The 16686-nt window shown below is 63.4% G+C and carries 15 protein-coding genes; 11 read left to right on the top strand and 4 right to left on the bottom strand.

The window, feature by feature from the left end; all coding sequences use genetic code 11:
- Position 1: 1 nt before the first annotated feature.
- Genes FHG66_RS07025 through FHG66_RS07060 form a run of 8 tightly spaced genes read left to right on the top strand, consistent with a single transcriptional unit; the run spans position 2 to position 9386 of the window.
- Positions 2-634: an NADH-quinone oxidoreductase subunit J gene (locus FHG66_RS07025; protein ID WP_139076043.1), complete on the top strand. Its 633-nt coding sequence runs from the start codon at positions 2-4 to the stop codon at positions 632-634.
- Complete coding sequence (gene nuoK / locus FHG66_RS07030; protein WP_139076044.1) at positions 631-936, top strand: NADH-quinone oxidoreductase subunit NuoK; 306 nt, start codon at positions 631-633, stop codon at positions 934-936. The genes FHG66_RS07025 and nuoK overlap by 4 nt, the downstream gene beginning before the upstream one ends.
- Positions 937-940: 4 nt before the next feature.
- Positions 941-3172 carry an NADH-quinone oxidoreductase subunit L gene (gene nuoL / locus FHG66_RS07035; RefSeq protein WP_139076045.1) on the top strand — a complete coding sequence of 744 codons (2232 nt, stop codon included), beginning with the start codon at positions 941-943 and terminating at the stop codon, positions 3170-3172.
- Entirely contained in the window at positions 3172-4722 is a 1551-nt protein-coding gene (locus FHG66_RS07040) for an NADH-quinone oxidoreductase subunit M (protein ID WP_139076046.1), read from the top strand. The genes nuoL and FHG66_RS07040 overlap by 1 nt, the downstream gene beginning before the upstream one ends.
- Positions 4719-6149: an NADH-quinone oxidoreductase subunit NuoN gene (nuoN, locus tag FHG66_RS07045; RefSeq protein WP_139076047.1), complete on the top strand. Its 1431-nt coding sequence runs from the start codon at positions 4719-4721 to the stop codon at positions 6147-6149. Before FHG66_RS07040 ends, nuoN begins: the two co-directional genes overlap by 4 nt.
- Positions 6139-6900, top strand: coding sequence for a biotin--[acetyl-CoA-carboxylase] ligase (locus FHG66_RS07050; RefSeq protein ID WP_139076048.1), 762 nt, complete (start codon positions 6139-6141; stop codon positions 6898-6900). Before nuoN ends, FHG66_RS07050 begins: the two co-directional genes overlap by 11 nt.
- A gap of 7 nt (positions 6901-6907) precedes the next feature.
- A complete protein-coding gene (locus FHG66_RS07055) occupies positions 6908-7681 on the top strand; it encodes a type III pantothenate kinase (protein WP_139076049.1) in 774 nt (257 codons plus the stop codon).
- Positions 7682-7715: 34 nt separating this feature from the next.
- A complete protein-coding gene (locus FHG66_RS07060; RefSeq protein WP_139076050.1) occupies positions 7716-9386 on the top strand; it encodes a ribonuclease J in 1671 nt (556 codons plus the stop codon).
- 93 nt (positions 9387-9479) lie between these two features.
- On the opposite strand, the gene FHG66_RS07065 is transcribed toward FHG66_RS07060, so the two are convergent.
- The gene (locus tag FHG66_RS07065) at positions 9480-10100 is read right to left on the bottom strand and encodes a hypothetical protein (RefSeq protein ID WP_139076051.1); all 621 of its coding nucleotides are present in this window, start codon (positions 10098-10100) and stop codon (positions 9480-9482) included.
- Positions 10097-11581, bottom strand: a complete 1485-nt coding sequence (locus FHG66_RS07070) for a DEAD/DEAH box helicase (RefSeq protein WP_139076052.1) — start codon at positions 11579-11581, stop codon at positions 10097-10099. The genes FHG66_RS07065 and FHG66_RS07070 overlap by 4 nt, the downstream gene beginning before the upstream one ends.
- 190 nt (positions 11582-11771) lie before the next feature.
- Here FHG66_RS07070 and FHG66_RS07075 point away from each other — a divergent pair, with 190 nt between their 5' ends.
- Positions 11772-12203, top strand: coding sequence for an OsmC family protein (locus tag FHG66_RS07075; protein ID WP_139076053.1), 432 nt, complete (start codon positions 11772-11774; stop codon positions 12201-12203).
- A gap of 153 nt (positions 12204-12356) precedes the next feature.
- On the opposite strand, the gene FHG66_RS07080 is transcribed toward FHG66_RS07075, so the two are convergent.
- The gene (locus FHG66_RS07080; protein WP_139076054.1) at positions 12357-13958 is read right to left on the bottom strand and encodes a peptide chain release factor 3; all 1602 of its coding nucleotides are present in this window, start codon (positions 13956-13958) and stop codon (positions 12357-12359) included.
- 93 nt (positions 13959-14051) lie between these two features.
- Here FHG66_RS07080 and FHG66_RS07085 point away from each other — a divergent pair, with 93 nt between their 5' ends.
- Together FHG66_RS07085 and FHG66_RS07090 are read left to right on the top strand one after the other, a co-directional pair.
- Positions 14052-14831: an SDR family oxidoreductase gene (locus FHG66_RS07085; protein ID WP_139076055.1), complete on the top strand. Its 780-nt coding sequence runs from the start codon at positions 14052-14054 to the stop codon at positions 14829-14831.
- Between the two features lie 29 nt (positions 14832-14860).
- A complete protein-coding gene (locus tag FHG66_RS07090; RefSeq protein ID WP_139076056.1) occupies positions 14861-15991 on the top strand; it encodes an ABC transporter ATP-binding protein in 1131 nt (376 codons plus the stop codon).
- Here FHG66_RS07090 and FHG66_RS07095 read toward each other — a convergent pair.
- On the bottom strand, positions 15973-16641 hold the full coding sequence (locus FHG66_RS07095) for a helix-turn-helix transcriptional regulator (RefSeq protein ID WP_139076057.1): 669 nt from the start codon (positions 16639-16641) through the stop codon (positions 15973-15975). The genes FHG66_RS07090 and FHG66_RS07095 overlap by 19 nt on opposite strands.
- Positions 16642-16686: the final 45 nt, after the last annotated feature.

A 16686-nucleotide genomic window follows, 5' to 3' on the forward strand; every position in this document is an offset into this window, starting at 1 on the left:
AATGACATCCGCCGCCTTCATATTCTATGTCTTCGCCGTCTCGACCCTGCTGGGCGGCCTAATGACCGTGATCAGCCGCAACCCCGTCCATTCGGTGCTGTGGCTCATCCTGTCGTTCCTGTCGTCGGCAGGACTCTTCGTCCTGCTCGGGGCCGAGTTCGTGGCGATGCTTCTCGTCATCGTCTATGTGGGCGCGGTGGCCGTGCTGTTCCTCTTCGTCGTCATGATGCTTGACGTGGATTTCGCCGAGCTCAAGGCCGAGATGGCGCGCTACATGCCCTTGGCGCTGCTGATTGGCCTGATCATCATCATGCAACTTACGCTTGCATTCGGCGTCTGGGAAGTCGATGCCGGTGCCGTGGGTCGGATCGCCGCCCCCATCGGCACGGCAGAGAACACCCGTTCCATCGGCCTGCTGCTCTATGATCGCTACTTCCTGATGTTCCAACTCGCCGGGTTGATCCTCCTTGTCGCCATGATCGGCGCGATCGTCCTTACCTTGCGCCATCGCCAGGACGTGAAACGTCAGGATGCCTTGTCGCAGATGTTCCGCGATCCCGCCAAGACCCTAGAGCTTCGCGACATGAAGTCAGGGCAGGGCATGCCTGCACCCATCGAAGGAGCCCGTCGATGATCGGCCTCGAGCATTACCTGACCGTATCGGCCGCTCTCTTCGTGGTGGGCATCTTCGGGCTGTTTCTGAACAGGAAGAACATCATCATCCTACTGATGTCGCTCGAGCTCATCCTGCTCGCCGTGAACATTAACTTCGTGGCCTTCTCGTCCTACTCCGGCGATCTCGTGGGCCAGATCTTCACGCTGTTCGTGCTGACCGTGGCAGCGGCCGAGGCGGCCATCGGGCTCGCCATCCTGGTCTGCTTCTTCCGCAATCGCGGCACGATCGACGTCGAAGACGTCAACGTCATGAAGGGCTGAGCCGGTGACCTCCATCATCCTTTTTGCACCGCTTATCGGTGCCTTGGTCTGCGGCTTCGGCTGGCGCTTCCTTGGTGAAGCGGCAGCCTGTTGGGCTGCGACAGCGCTGCTCTTCCTGGCAGCGTTCCTGAGCTGGGTCGTCTTCTTCACCGTTGACGGTCCTGCCCAGCACATCGAGATCATGCGCTGGATCCAATCCGGTACTCTGGACTCGTACTGGTCGATCCGGCTGGACCGGCTGACCGCGATCATGCTGGTCGTGATCAACACCGTCTCCGCGCTCGTGCACCTGTATTCGGTGGGCTACATGGCCCACGACGAGAACTTTCATGACGGGGAAAGCTACCGCCCCCGCTTCTTCGCCTATCTTTCGCTGTTCACCTTCGCGATGCTGACGCTGGTCACCGCGGACAATCTGCTCCAGCTGTTCTTCGGCTGGGAGGGCGTCGGGCTCGCGTCGTACCTCCTGATCGGCTTCTACTTCCGCAAGCCATCGGCGAACGCGGCGCAGATCAAGGCCTTCGTGGTCAACCGCGTGGGTGACTTTGCCTTCCTGCTCGGAATCTTCGCTCTCTACTTCCTTGTCGACTCGATCCAACTCGATAACGTGTTCGAGGCCACGCCCGAACTCGCGACGACGCAGATCACCTTCGCCTGGACAACCTTCAACGCCGCCGAGCTGGTCGCATTCCTGCTGTTCTTTGGCGCGATGGGTAAATCGGCGCAGTTGTTCCTCCACACTTGGCTACCGGACGCCATGGAAGGGCCGACACCCGTGTCCGCTCTCATCCATGCCGCCACCATGGTGACGGCGGGCGTGTTCCTCCTGTGCCGTATGTCTCCGGTCTTCGAGGTCGCGCCCTACGCCCAGAACTTCATCATCTATGTGGGCGCGGCGACCGCCTTTTTTGCCGCGACGGTGGGCTTGGTCCAGAACGACATCAAGCGCGTGATCGCTTATTCGACCTGCTCGCAACTGGGGTACATGTTCGTGGCTGCCGGTGCGGGTGTGTATGGGGCGGCGATGTTCCACCTGTTCACGCACGCCTTCTTCAAAGCGATGCTGTTCCTTGGCGCGGGCTCGGTTATCCATGCCACGCATCATGAACAGGACATGCGCAAGTACGGCGGCCTGCGGCCCTACATCCCTTACACCTTCTGGGCGATGGTGATCGGGACGCTTGCGATCACCGGTGTCGGCATTCCGCTGACATATATCGGTTTCGCAGGATTCCTCTCCAAGGACGCCATCATCGAGACGGCCTGGGCCACCGGGAACGGCTTTGCCTTCTGGGCGCTGGTCATCGCAGCCGCCTTCACCGCCTTTTACTCGTGGCGGCTGATCTTCCTGACGTTCTTCGGGGCTCCCCGCTGGGGCCATGGGGATCATGGCGCTGACTACCACGCCCATGCTCATCCGGTGCATGGTGGCGCCCCACTCGTCGGGACGGAGCATGGGCCTTTCGACGACCACAAGGCTGACCACCATGTGCCGCACGAGAGTCCCATGGTGATGGTTGCACCGCTCGGTGTGCTCGCGCTCGGCGCGGTCTTCGCTGGGATGATCTGGCACAACAGTTTCTTTGGCGACCACGAGCGCATGGTCGCGTTCTTCGACATGCCTGAGCATGGGAGCGAAAGCAGCGAAGCACGAGCGGGCGACGCAGAGTCCGAGGCGATAGCCGAGACCGGCGATGCGCCCGCCGAAGCAGCTGCAGAGGCCGCACCCGAAGAAGACCATGCTGCCGCTGCCGAAGGATCGGAGGGACTCGGAGCCGAGCTGGGCGGAGCGATTGCGATGAACGCGGCCAGCACCGAACGGCTTGAGGCCGCACATGCCTCGCCCATTTGGGTGAAGCTGTCGCCCTTCCTGGCCATGCTGATCGGCACTTCCTTGGCCTATGTGATGTACATCCGCAGGCCTGAACTCCCAGCCCGCATCGCCGCGACGAACCAGCTACTTTACAACTTCCTGCTGAACAAGTGGTACTTTGACGAGATCTATGACGCCGTCTTCGTCCGCCCAGCGGGTTGGCTGGGGCGTTTCCTCTGGAAGCGGGGTGACGGAACGGTCATCGATGGTGCCATCGATGGCGTCGCGATGGGGGTCGTCCCGACCTTCACGCGTGCGGTGAACAAGGTCCAGTCCGGCTACGTCTTTCACTACGCCTTCGCCATGGTCATCGGGATCGCCCTGATCCTGACCTGGTTCACGATCACCGGAGGAGCTGAGTGATGCTTCTTTCGCTCGTCACGTTCCTTCCCACGTTGGGCGCACTGGCCTTACTCCTGCTGCGCGGCGACGATGAGGCCGCGCGCCGGAATATCAAGTGGATCGCTTTCGCGACCACCTCGATCACGTTCGTGGCCTCGCTGTTCATCTTGGCCCGCTTCGATGCAGCCAATCCCGATTTCCAGCTCGTGGAGCAGCGGGCATGGCTGCTCGGCCTGCAGTACAAGCTTGGGGTCGATGGGATCTCGATCCTGTTCGTGCTCCTGACCACGTTCCTCATGCCGCTCGTCATCGCGTCGGCTTGGGATGTGGAAGTTCGTCTTAAGGAGTACATGGTTGCTTTTCTGCTCCTCGAGACCTTGATGATTGGGGTGTTCGTGGCGCTGGATTTGGTGCTCTTCTACCTGTTCTTTGAAGGCTCCCTGATCCCGATGTTCCTGATCATCGGGATCTGGGGCGGAGCGAACCGGATCTATGCCGCGTTCAAGTTCTTCCTCTACACCTTTTTGGGCTCCGTGTTCATGCTGGTGGCCATGGTCGTCATGTTCGGCCAGGCCGGGACGACGGATATTGCTGCTCTTCTGGACTTCAACTTCTCGACCGAAAGCTTCCGCATCCTGAACATCACGGTGGTCGGCGGACTGCAGACCATGCTGTTCCTGGCCTTCTTCGCATCGTTCGCCGTGAAGATGCCGATGTGGCCGGTTCATACATGGCTGCCCGACGCCCACGTGCAGGCGCCGACAGCCGGGTCGGTCGTCTTGGCTGCAATTCTGCTTAAGATGGGCGGGTATGGCTTCCTCCGCTTTTCGCTCCCCATGTTCCCGGTCGGCTCCGAGGTGCTCGGTCCCATGGTGCTCTGGCTGTCGGCCATCGCCATTGTCTACGCCTCGCTCGTCGCTCTGGTGCAGACGGACATGAAGAAGCTCGTGGCGTACTCCTCGGTGGCGCATATGGGTTTCGTGACGATGGGGATCTTCGCCGCGAACCAGCAGGGCGTGGACGGCGCAGTGTTCCAGATGCTGAGCCATGGTTTCATCTCGGGGGCGCTCTTCCTCATTGTCGGCGTGATCTACGACCGCATGCACACGCGGGAGATCTCCGCTTATGGCGGGCTGATGAACCGCATGCCGGTCTACGGGGCGATCTTCCTACTGTTCACGATGGCTAATGTAGGGCTGCCGGGGACATCCGGTTTCGTGGGCGAGTTCCTGACCCTGATTGGAACTTTCCAGGCCAACACCTGGGTCGCGGCTGTTGCGACAACAGGCGTGATCTTGTCCGCCTCCTATGCTCTCTGGCTGTACAGGCGGGTCGTCCTTGGTCAGATGGTCAACGATGCCCTTCGCGGCATCCGTGACATGACCGGGCGCGAGAAAGCGATCTTCGCGCCTCTGGTCGTGATGACGATCCTTCTTGGGGTCTATCCCTCGCTCGTGACCGACATCGTCGGGCCGACGGCCGAAGCGATGCTCGGCCCGGTCCAGGACGCGCAGGCGGCATTCGGGCCTGAAACTCAGATCGCGCAAGTGGAAGAAGGGGCCGAAGGATGAGCGGCGACATCGATGTGATCCGGCCCGAGGTTTACCTCGCGCTTTATGCGATCCTGGCGCTGCTCGCAGGTGTGTTCACCATCAAGGACCGGGCAACTCCGATCCTGTTGTGGGTCACTGCCGCTGTGATGGGCCTTCTGTGCTGGTGGATCGGATCCCGGTCGGGTGCGGATGTCGCGTTCTCCGGCAGCTTCGTCGATGACGGATTCTCTCGTTTCGCCAAGATCCTGATTCTCGGCTCTGCGGCTGTCGTCCTTCTGCTGAGCCAGGACTACCTTGCCCGAGCCAACGTGCTTAGGTTCGAATATCCGGTCCTGATCGCCCTTTGCGCGCTTGGCATGATGATCATGGTGTCGGCAGGGGACCTTCTGACGCTGTACATGGGCCTCGAGCTTCAGGCGCTGTCCGCCTATGTGCTCACCTCCATCCACCGCGATAGCGTGCGGTCCACGGAAGCCGGGCTCAAGTTCTTTGTCCTTGGCGCCTTGTCATCCGGCCTGCTGCTGTACGGCGCGTCGCTGACTTACGGCTATGCGGGGACAATCGACTTCGCGGGCGTGATCGCCGCTACCTCGGACGGGGCATCGCTGGGGCTGATCTTCGGTCTCGTCTTCATCGTTGCGGGGCTCGCCTTCAAGATCTCGGCTGCTCCGTTCCATATGTGGACGCCGGACGTCTATGAGGGGGCTCCGACGCCGGTCACGACATTCCTTGCCACCGCGTCCAAGGTCGCGGCGATCGGGCTGCTTGCGCGAGTTGTCCACGATGCATTCGGGATGGTCGCGGGCGACTGGCAGCAGATTGTGGCATTCCTTGCGCTCGTGTCCATGTTCCTGGGAAGCATCGCGGCCATCGGGCAGCGCAACATGAAGCGTCTGATGGCCTATTCGTCGATCTCCCATATGGGGTTTGCGCTGATGGGCCTTGCGGCGGCGACCCCGTTCGGCATTCAGGCCATGCTGATCTACATGTCGATCTACGTAGCCATGAACCTCGGGACCTTTGCCTTCATCATGTCGATGGAGCGGAACGGCCAGTCGGTCAGCGACATCCGTCTGCTGAACATGTATTCCCGCCGCGAACCGCTCCGCGCCTTCGCTCTGCTCCTGCTGATGTTCAGCATGGCTGGCGTGCCGCCGATGATCGGCTTCTTTGGCAAGTTCTATGTGCTGCGTGCTGCGTACGAAGGTGGACTGACCTGGCTGGCGATCGCCGGGATGGTAGCCTCTGCCATCTCGGCCTTCTTCTATCTACGTATCGTGTACTTCATGTACTTCGGAGAGGAGGGCGATGTCTTGGACGACCGCATGCCTGGCATGAATTGGACGGTCCTGATGGCTTCGGCGGCCGTGATGCTGCTGGGCGTCATCAACCTGTTCGGCGTCGAGCCCTTGGCGGCCGCGGCCGCGGCAACCCTTGTCAACTGACCCCATCCCCTCGGGCCTCTGGCCGGCCGGATACGATCTCGTCATCCTTGATGAGGTCGACAGCACCATGACGGAGGCACGTCGCCGTGCTTCCACGCTCTCTGCGCCGACCTGGATCATGGCTCGGCGGCAAAGCAACGCCAAGGGCCGGAGGGGCAGGACTTGGCTGGGCGGTGACGGCAACCTCGCCGCGAGCCTCATCTACAAGCCGTGGTGCACCCCCGCCGAGGCTGCTGCGCGATCGTTCATGGCCGCCAATGCCCTTTTCGAGTCATTGGCGCTCTACATCGATCGCGGTGCGCTTGCGCTGAAATGGCCGAATGACGTTCTGCTCAACGGCGGAAAGGTCGCGGGCATTCTGCTGGAAAGTGCGTCGAGCGGCGGCCCGCTGGTGGATTGGCTCTCGATCGGAGTCGGGGTCAACCTGTCCAAGGCCCCCCATGACATCCGCACCGAGTTCGCCCCGGTCTCCCTTGCCGGTGAGGGGGGTGAACCTGTCACTCCGGAGAGCTTCCTGGAGGTTCTGGCGGGCCATTTCGCCACTCAAGAGGGCAAGCTCGGCGCGATGGGCTTCCCGCGTATCCGCGAGGACTGGCTCGCCAATGCCGCGCGTCTGGGAGAGATCGTGACGGCCCGGACGATGAAGGGCGAGATCACGGGCGTCTTCGAGACGGTCGATCAGGCTGGAAACCTCATTCTTCGTGTCGAGGGCCGGGAAGTCCTGATCCCGGCCGCCGATGTCTACTTCTGAGCGGGCGATGCTGCTCGCCATAGACTGCGGCAACACCAACACGGTTTTCGCCCTTTGGGACGGTCGGCGGTTCCAGGGGACGTGGCGGATAGCGACTGACTGGAGGCGCACGGCGGACGAGTACTTCGTGTGGCTGAGCTCCATCATGAAGCTCACTCAGATCGAGGCCTCGGTCAGCGAAGTCATCATCTCTTCCACGGTCCCCCGGGTCGTGTTCAATCTCCGGGTCCTGGCCGACCGCTACTTCAACTGTCGCCCGCTGGTGGTGGGCAAGCCCGAATGCCGGCTGCCCGTGGCGCCTCGTGTGGACGAGGGCACTCAGGTCGGCCCTGATCGCTTGGTGAACGCCGCCGGGGCCTTTGACCGCCATGGCGGTGATCTCATCGTGGTGGACTTCGGAACCGCAACGACGTTCGATGTGGTGGATGACGACGGAGCCTATGTCGGCGGGGCCATCGCGCCCGGCGTGAACCTCAGCCTCGAGGCTCTCCACATGGCCGCAGCGGCGTTGCCGCATGTGGACGTCTCAAGGCCCTCGCAGGTGATCGGGACCAACACCGTCGCTTGCATGCAGTCCGGGATCTTCTGGGGGTACATCGGTCTGGTGCGCGGCATTTGCGAGCGGATCCGGGCTGAACGCGGACGCTCGATGCGCATCATTGGAACCGGTGGCCTTGCGTCCCTGTTCGGCCAAGGCGACGTCCTGTTCGATCGCATCGAAGACGATTTGACCATCCACGGCCTGACCGTGATCCACGCATTCAATAAGGAGACGGCATGACCGTCGCGAGATTTCTCTGCCGCAGGGCCCGCACATGAGCGGGGAACGTCTGATCTACATGCCCCTGGGCGGCGCCGGCGAGATCGGCATGAACGCTTACGTCTACGGCTACGGCGCCCCCGATCGGGAGCGTCTGATCGTCGTGGACCTCGGAGTGACCTTCGGTGACATGGACGGAACGCCGGGCATCGACCTGATCCTTCCGGATCTGGCATGGCTCGAAGCGCGCCGGGACCGGATCGAAGGCATCCTGATCACGCACGCCCACGAAGATCACGTGGGGGCCCTGGGGCTGCTCTGGGATCGGCTGCGCGCGCCCATCTATGCCCGCAAGTTCACATCGGCCATCGCGCGGCTGAAACTGGACGAACGGGGAGGCGTGCCTGAATCCGCCATGACCGTCGTGGAGCCTTGGCCGGAACTGTTGACCCTTGGTCCCTTCAAGGTTGGCTTCGTTCCGATCAGTCATTCGATTCCGGAGAGCGCCGGACTGGTGATCGACTCGCCGCAAGGACGCATCGTCCATTCGGGGGACTTCAAGATCGATCAGAGCCCGGTGGTGGGAGAGCCGTTCGACCCGGTCATGTGGCAGGAGATCGGCCGGTCCGGTGTTCGCGCGCTTGTCTGCGATTCAACGAACGTCTTCTCCCCTCATCCGGGGCGTTCAGAAGCGACCTTGGTCGAGAATATCGAGGCCCTGCTTCGGGAAGCCAAGGGCATGGTGGTCGCTACGACATTCGCGTCCAATGTCGCCCGTCTCCAGACCCTGGCCAATGCGGCCGAGGCAGCTGGCCGGTCGATCTGCTTGTTGGGGCGCGCCATGCGTCGGATGGTTGACACGGCCATTGAGACTGGCCTGCTCAGCCAGTTCCCAAACGTGGTCTCTCCGGATGATGCTGCCCAGATCCCTCGCGAGAACCTGCTCCTGCTCGTAACGGGGTCGCAAGGCGAAAGACGGGCGGCGGCGGCTCAGTTGGCCCAGCAGGGTTATATGGGCCTAGCTCTGAAAGAGGGTGACACCTTCCTCTTCTCGGCCCGGACCATTCCGGGCAATGAGCGGCCCGTGGCCCGCATCATGAACCAGCTGTCTCAGAAGGGTGTTGACGTGCTTGACGATGCCGGCGGACGGTATCACGTGTCGGGCCACGCCAACCGACCCGATCTGGAGGCGTTCCACGACCTGATCAAGCCACAGTTCCTCATCCCGATGCACGGCGAGCACCGTCATCTGCGGGAACATCTCAAGTTGGGCGAGGCAAAAGGCCTGAAGGGCATCATCGCCACAAACGGCATGATGATCGACTTGTCCGGGAACGCCCCAAAGGTGGCCGAGTATGTGGAGGCTGGTCGCACCTACCTTGACGGGTCGGTGCTGATCGGTGGGCTCGATGGAGTCATCCGCGATCGGATGCGAATGGCTCAGAACGGCCATGTGACCGTGACCGTGATCGTCGATGAGGACGATGAGCCCTTAGGGGATCCCTGGTGCGAGATCATGGGCCTTCCCGCCAAGGGCCGGAGCAACGCCGAGCTGGTCGGGATCCTGGAAGCGGAGCTGAGCCAGTTTATCGGCCGGGCCGAGCGTCGCACGATTAAGGACGACGAGAAGCTCGAAAAGGAAATGATCCGGATCGTGCGGCAGACCTCTCAGGCCGAGATTGGCAAGAAGCCGGAGGTCACGGTCGTCGTGTCCAGGCTGGCCTGACGGCCCGGTCTGGCTGCAACTGATCAAAAGTATCCAGTAAGGCGTCTTAGGATGCCTTACTGAGAGACCGTCCGGTTCAGCGCTGCGAGTCTACTACGAACACAGATAGAATGCCCCGCCGACACCGATGACAGTCACGGCTGCGGCCCCCGCGGCGGCCGGGACGCTCAAGGCCGCGCCCAGGGTCGCGGCGGATTGCCCGAGTGAAGCCGCAACGGCTGGCGCTTGACCACTGACCAGCACCGCTCCGGTCCCGTGAGCCACGGCTGTGACAGCCTCGCTGTCGCTATCTACGCGACGACCGGCGGCCAAGCTCATCATGGTCTTGCCCAACAACTCCATCCCTCCCGCCACGACATTGACCCTGTCGCAAACGGTCTTAGTGCAGCGACCACGATAGTTGCGGGCCCCAGGAACAAGAAGCCATCCATGCCAGTCATCCTCGGCAAGGCAGTAACCTTCTGTCTGGTCAAGGCGCATCGTCGTCGCGAGGAAATGCACGATCGCTGCGCTGTCACAATCCACCCGCTCTCCCCAGGTGCGGTCCCACGTGCGGGATGGCCACATCCGAAGTCGTTCGCGCAAACCGGGCGATGGGGCGCCCATCGCCTCGGGGACGATGATCAACTCCTGCGAGTTCACACGAGCCGCGCAGCTTTGCGCCTGCGCCGCAGCACCCATCAGGGAGAACATCAGCACAAGGATGAACTTCACCCTGCCCGACGCTCCGCAAAGCTCATGCGGATAAAGGAGGGCACGTCATCGCCCATGCCTACGATCCGGTCATCCTGACCATGGGAGCGCGTCTCCCCCCGAGAGCGGCGATCGCGGTCGTTCCGTTCCCGCTCGGGTCGGCTGGGCTGCTCGACCGGTTCCCGGCGGGTCTCAGGCAGGGCCTCGACGACCGGAGGTGCAGCCTCGGGTACCACGGCGACAGGCTCCGGTGCCCGGACTTCCTTGCGGTCGTCACGGCGGCTGCGGCCACGGCGTTCGCCGCGTTCCTCGCGTCGGGGCCGTTCTTCACGAACCTCCGGCGCGGGAGCGTCTTTCAGCGGGTTGTCGACACGCGGAAGCTCGCGTTGGACCAACGCCTCGATCGCGGCCAGGTACTTCTCGTCCTTGGGCGCGCAGATCGTGAGCGCCTTGCCCAGCCTGCCAGCGCGGCCGGTACGACCGATCCGGTGTACGTAATCTTCGCTGTGCGACGGCACGTCGAAATTGAACACATGGCTGACTGCAGGGATGTCCAAGCCACGGGCGGCCACATCGGACGCTATGAGAAGCCGCAGGCTTCCTTCACGGAAGGCGTCCAGGGTCCGCGTTCGCTGCGATTGATCGAGGTCGCCGTGAATGGCCTCAGCGTCATATCCATACTTCTTCAGGGACTTGGCCAGGATATCGACATCCATCTTCCTGTTGCAGAAGATGATGGCGTTCGTGCAGCTGTCCCCCTCGGCGTCGATCAGTGCCCGGAGCACGGCCCGCTTCTCACTGGCCTCGGTCTCGCGCCGGTGGGGTTTGAACATCACGAGGCCTTGAGTGATGTTCTCGCCGGTCGTGGCGGCGCGCGCGACCTCGATCTTCTCGGGGTTCGACAGGAACGTCTTGGTGATGCGCTCGATCTCGGGTGCCATGGTGGCCGAAAAGAACAGCGTCTGGCGGGTGAACGGGGTCAGTCCGAAGATGCGCTCGATGTCCGGGATGAAGCCCATGTCGAGCATCCGGTCGGCTTCGTCCACCACCATCACCTGGACGCCGGTGAGGAGGAGCTTGCCCCGCTCGAAATGGTCAAGCAGGCGACCGGGTGTGGCGATCAGCACGTCCACACCCCGGTCGATCAAAGCCTCTTGGTCCTTGAAGGACACGCCTCCGATCAGCAGGGCCTTGGAGAGCTTGAGGTACTTGGTATACTTGTCGAAGTTCTCGGCAACCTGAGCCGCAAGCTCACGGGTCGGGCAGAGCACGAGGCTGCGCGGCATCCGGGCCCGGGCCCGCCCACGGCTGAGCAGCGTGATCATCGGAAGTACGAAGGACGCCGTCTTGCCCGTGCCCGTCTGCGCGATGCCGAGCACGTCGCGACCTTCGAGGGCCGGCGGAATCGCACCAGCCTGAATGGGAGTGGGGGTCAGGTATCCCGCGTCGCCCAAGGCCTGGAGCACCCGAGGGTCGAGATTGAGTTCTGAAAATTGCGTCACATAGTATCCTAGCGAGGAAGGTGTTTACGGCAGGTTGGCCGCATCCTTCGCACGCGCGGCCTGCCCGGCCGAATTGCCGGGCTCGTGAAACGACATTGCGTTACGGGAGAATCCCCTTGGGGTCAAGCCCCTGAAGCCCTTGCGGCTGCGACAAGGTGACCTAACTCCCTCACGAATTGAGGAGATCCCGATGATACAGAAGTATGGCCAAGCTAGTTGGCAGGGTGGGCTTCGCGACGGGCAGGGCCAAGTCTCGACCGAGACAGGGGTTCTGTCAAACCAGAGCTACGACTTTGCCAAGCGGTTCGGTGACCAGAAGGGTACAAATCCCGAGGAGCTCATCGGAGCGGCCCATGCTAGCTGCTTTGCCATGGCGCTCAGCGCGGATCTTGAGCGGGCCGGCCTCAATGCCGAGAACATCGACGCCAAGAGCACGGTGAGCCTCGACATGAGTTCGGGCTCGCCGGTCATAAGCCGGGTTCATGTCGAAGTCGCAGCCCGGGTTCCCGGGGCGTCGGAAGACCAGTTCCGCCAAGTCGCCGAAGAGACGAAGCAGAACTGTCCGGTCTCCAAGGTCCTGTCCGGTGGCGCGCAGATCACGATGAACGCCCGGCTGGACTGACTGGGCCAGACGCTCCTCAGACAGCCTAGCGCCGTCTACCCATGCGTCGGGCCACCAGCAGCATCACGATTCTGATCAACATCTTCTTCACGGGACGGTTCCTTTCCATGGGACCGTCCTCATGTGGAAACGACAGCAGCCTGCTCCAAGTCCTCAGGCCGCCGTCATCATCTCCTTGGTCGCCGTGAGCCTGACTTGGGGATGGTCGCGCACGATGCGGTCGATGTCCCATTGCAGCCGGGTCAGGAACACGACGTCGCCGTCGTTGTCGTGAGCAATGTGCTGCTTGTTCTTGGTCACGAACTCCTCGACGGCATCCTTGGAGCCGTTGACCCAGCGTGCCGACGTGAACTGCGAGCCTTCGAAGCGGACGGGCAGTCCGTACTCAAGCTCGATCCGGCTTGCCAACACTTCGAATTGGAGCTGGCCTACGACGCCGACGATGAAGCCGGAACCGATCGTCGGCTTGAAAACCTTGGCTGCCCCTTCCTCGGCGAACTGCATGAGCGCCTTCTCGAGGTGCTTGGCCTTCATAGGATCGCCCGCACGCACGGTCTGTAGGAGCTCGGGCGCAAAGGATGGGATCCCGGTGGCCCGGAGCGCTTCGCCTTCGGTCAGGGTGTCGCCGATGCGGAGCTGGCCGTGGTTGGGGATGCCGATGATGTCGCCGGCCCAAGCTTCTTCGGCCAGTTCCCGATCCGCGGCAAGGAACAGGACCGGGTTAGTGACCGCCATCGGCTTGCCTGCGCGGACATGGTGCAGCTTCATCCCGCGCTCGAAGTGTCCCGAGGCCAGGCGGACGAAGGCCACGCGGTCTCGATGCTTCGGGTCCATGTTGGCCTGGACCTTGAATACGAAGCCGGCGACCTGCGTTTCCTCTGGCGCGATCTCGCGCGGCTCTGCGCGTTGCGGCTGGGGCTCGGGGCCGTACTCTCCAATTCCGTCCATCAGCTCCTTGACGCCGAAGCTGTTGATCGCGCTGCCGAACCAGATGGGCGTCATGTGGCCTTCGAGGATCGACTGGCGGTCGAAGGCGGGAAGGAGGCCGCGCGCCATCTCGACTTCCTCGCGGAGCTTCTCCAGCAGGTCGGCGGGGACGTGCTTCTCGATCTCGGGGTCGTCGAGGCCCTTGATCTGGACCGTTTCGGCCACGCGGTTGCGGTCGGCCCGATCCATGATCTCCAGCCGGTCGTGGAGCATGTCATAGGCGCCCACGAAGTCGCGGCCCATGCCGATCGGCCAGGAGGCGGGCGTCACGTCAATGGCGAGGTTCTCCTGGATCTCGGAGATGATCTCGAACGTGTCGCGGGATTCCCGATCCATCTTGTTGCAGAAGGTCAGGATGGGGAGGTCGCGGAGGCGGCAGACCTCAAAAAGCTTGCGGGTCTGCGATTCCACGCCTTTTGCGCCGTCGATGACCATGACGGCGGCGTCCACGGCAGTCAGCGTCCGGTAGGTGTCCTCCGAGAAATCCGAGTGGCCGGGCGTATCCACCAGGTTGAAGCGGAACTTGCCGTAATCGAAGGACATCGCGGAGGCGGAGACGGAGATGCCCCGCTCCTTTTCCATTTGCATGAAATCCGAGCGCGTGCGCCGCGCCTCGCCCTTGGCGCGCACCTGTCCGGCCATCTGGATGGCGCCCCCGAACAGGAGAAACTTCTCGGTCAGCGTGGTCTTGCCGGCGTCAGGGTGCGAAATGATCGCGAACGTACGGCGACGGGCAATCTCGGGCGGGAGTGTGGGGCGGTTGGTCATGGCGCGACCCACATAGGCGAGGGCTTGCGTCGGGACAACCGGGCGCGCTCTGGTAGCCACGCGTCGATTGCGCACGGCTGGCAGGAGAACAGGATGGACCTTGGAATCAGAGGGCGGCGGGCCTTGGTGACGGGCGCTTCGCGCGGGCTTGGTCAGGGCTGTGCCAGGGCTCTGGCCGAAGCGGGCGTGGACCTCGTGCTGAACGCGCGGGGGGCCGACTCCCTCGAGGAGACGGCAGCAGTCATCCGCCGCGAGCATGGTACTTCGGTGCGGACGGTGGTCGCGGACATGACGACCCCCGACGGGCAGGCCGCCGTGATTGCCGCGGCCGCGGAGGTGGACATTCTGGTCACGAATGTGGGCGGGCCGCCGCCAGGGGTCTGGCGCGACTGGTCGCGCGAGGACTTCCAAGCCGCGCTCGATGCGAACATGCTGGCTCCGATCGCGCTGATCCAGGCGCTCTTGCCCGGCATGTGCGATCGCGGATGGGGGCGGGTGGTCAATATCACCTCCACGAGCGTGAAAGCCCCCTTGGCTTCGCTCGGCCTATCCACTGCGGCGCGGTCGGGGCTGACCGGCTATGTCGCGGGCACTTCACGGGCCGTTGCGCGGTTCGGGGTGACCATCAACAATCTTCTGCCCGGCAGCCACGACACCGCCCGCCTTCAGGCGCTGGACCGCGTTGCCATCCAGAACGAGGGCATCACCGCCGAGGAGGCTCGGGCCCGCCGCATCGCCGGCATTCCAGTCGGACGATACGGCACGCCCCAGGAGTTCGGCGCCATGTGCGCATTCCTGTGCTCGACCCATGCGGGCTACATCGTGGGCCAGAACATCGTGCTGGATGGTGGCTCCACCAATGTCATGCTGTGACGCTTGCTGCCGCCAACCCACGGGCTTAGATGCCCGAAGATTTTGGTCGGAAATGGCAGGACACAGTGCAGCCGAGGCTCGAAATCCAGGGGCTTATGCGCCGCTTCGGCGGCCGTGAGGTCGTGTCCGACGTTTCGTTGTCCATCGCGGCCGGACAGGTGAGCTGTCTCCTAGGCCCCTCCGGCTGCGGCAAATCCACGACACTGCGGCTGATCGCCGGGGTAGACATGCCCGACCAGGGGGTGATCCGGGTCGACGGGCGTCCCATCGTGGACGCACGGACCCGCGTCCCTCCGGAGGAGAGGGGCATCGGCCTGATGTTCCAGGACTTTGCCCTGTTCCCTCACCTGACCGTCAGCCAGAACGTCGCCTTCGGACTGCCGCGCCACGCGCCCGACCGGCAGGGGCGGGTGGCGGAACTCCTCGAACGGGTCGGCATGACCCGGCACGCCGACAAGCATCCCCACGAGCTTTCCGGGGGAGAGCAGCAGCGGGTGGCGCTGGCTCGGGCACTGGCACCTCGGCCAGGGATCATGCTCATGGACGAGCCGTTCTCGGGTCTGGACGACCGGCTGCGCGACGACATCCGCGACGAAACGCTGGCCGTCCTCAAGGCCGAGGGGACGGCTGTGCTTCTGGTCACCCATGAGCCGTCCGAAGCGATGCGCATGGCGGACGAGATCCTGCTCATGCGCGACGGGCGGATCGTGCAAAGCGGCGCGCCCTATACGATCTACAACAATCCGGTGGATCTGCGAGCGGCCGCCTTTTTCAGCGACCTGAACGTCATCCGGGGCCGCGTGCAGGGCGCACTCACGGAGACGCCGTTCGGACCCTTCCTCGTCCCCGGTGTTCCGGATGGTGCCGAGGTGGACATCGCGATCCGGCCTCAGCACCTCGCCATCGATTTCGATCGGGCCGGGAAGGGACCGCGATCAACGCCCACCCACGGTGAGGCCGCCAGAGGCGTCGTGGAGCGGGCCCGGTTCATGGGGTCCGAAAGCCTCGTGGAGTTCCGGATGGACTTCGATGGCTCGATCCTCAAGGCCCATGTTCCGTGGGTCTTCCTTCCTAAGCCGGGGACGCCGCTCTGGCTCATGTTCCGGCGCGACCGATGCTTTGTCTTCCCGCACGTCGGGTCTCAGCCCAAGGTGGCCTGATAGTCAGCCAGCGTCTTGCCAGGCTCGTTGACGAACAGTTGGGGTAGGGCAGTGACTTCCTCGACGAGGTCCACCCGGAGGAGTTGGAAACCGCCGGTCGTCTCGTCCCAGCAGGTCACGGTCCAAACGCGTCCCCAGTAGTCGAGCCGAAGGGGGCGCACGATCCGGCGTGGCACAGGGTCGCCCGCCAGCAGCAGGCGCAGTTTCTGCCGTGCCCGGATCGCGGCGCGGATCGGGGGCATGTGCCGGAAGCCCCTCGATGCTTCCGCAAAGGCGTGAGTCGCGAAGCCGAAGGCCGCCTGCGGGGCCGAGCGATCCTCGGGCAACACCGCGTCGACCTTTGCGGACAGCGTACGGGCGGCCTCTTTCAACTCCTCGTCGCCAGCCTCGCCGACCACGGCCAGTCCGAGATGGAGCGCCTCCAATTCAGGGAGTGAAAGGTTAAGGGGCGGTAAGGTGATGGCGGCGGTCGCGGCATAGCCCAGCCCACGCTCACCGGCGATGGGGACGCCGCTCGCGACCAGGGTGTCCATATCCCGGTAGATCGTCCGTTGCGATACCGACAGACGCCGCGCGAGATCCTCGGCGCGGTGGAGGCGGCCATCGCTCAGCAGCCGCACGAGATCCAGAAGGCGGTCGTTGCGTGCCATGATCCCTCCTGACAGGTTTGTGTCACAAATTGCGACAGCCTGGCA

Source organism: Rubellimicrobium rubrum (assembly GCF_006152115.1).
Lineage (GTDB): Bacteria > Pseudomonadota > Alphaproteobacteria > Rhodobacterales > Rhodobacteraceae > Rubellimicrobium > Rubellimicrobium rubrum.

Coding starts and splice junctions, on each gene's coding strand:
- FHG66_RS07025 (WP_139076043.1), top strand. CDS start 2: ATGACATCCGCCGCCTTCATATTCTATGTCTTCGCCGTCTCGACCCTG.
- nuoK (WP_139076044.1), top strand. CDS start 631: ATGATCGGCCTCGAGCATTACCTGACCGTATCGGCCGCTCTCTTCGTG.
- FHG66_RS07040 (WP_139076046.1), top strand. CDS start 3,172: ATGCTTCTTTCGCTCGTCACGTTCCTTCCCACGTTGGGCGCACTGGCC.
- nuoN (WP_139076047.1), top strand. CDS start 4,719: ATGAGCGGCGACATCGATGTGATCCGGCCCGAGGTTTACCTCGCGCTT.
- FHG66_RS07055 (WP_139076049.1), top strand. CDS start 6,908: ATGCTGCTCGCCATAGACTGCGGCAACACCAACACGGTTTTCGCCCTT.
- FHG66_RS07060 (WP_139076050.1), top strand. CDS start 7,716: ATGAGCGGGGAACGTCTGATCTACATGCCCCTGGGCGGCGCCGGCGAG.
- FHG66_RS07075 (WP_139076053.1), top strand. CDS start 11,772: ATGATACAGAAGTATGGCCAAGCTAGTTGGCAGGGTGGGCTTCGCGAC.
- FHG66_RS07080 (WP_139076054.1), bottom strand. CDS start 13,958: ATGACCAACCGCCCCACACTCCCGCCCGAGATTGCCCGTCGCCGTACG.
- FHG66_RS07085 (WP_139076055.1), top strand. CDS start 14,052: ATGGACCTTGGAATCAGAGGGCGGCGGGCCTTGGTGACGGGCGCTTCG.
- FHG66_RS07090 (WP_139076056.1), top strand. CDS start 14,861: ATGCCCGAAGATTTTGGTCGGAAATGGCAGGACACAGTGCAGCCGAGG.
- FHG66_RS07095 (WP_139076057.1), bottom strand. CDS start 16,641: ATGGCACGCAACGACCGCCTTCTGGATCTCGTGCGGCTGCTGAGCGAT.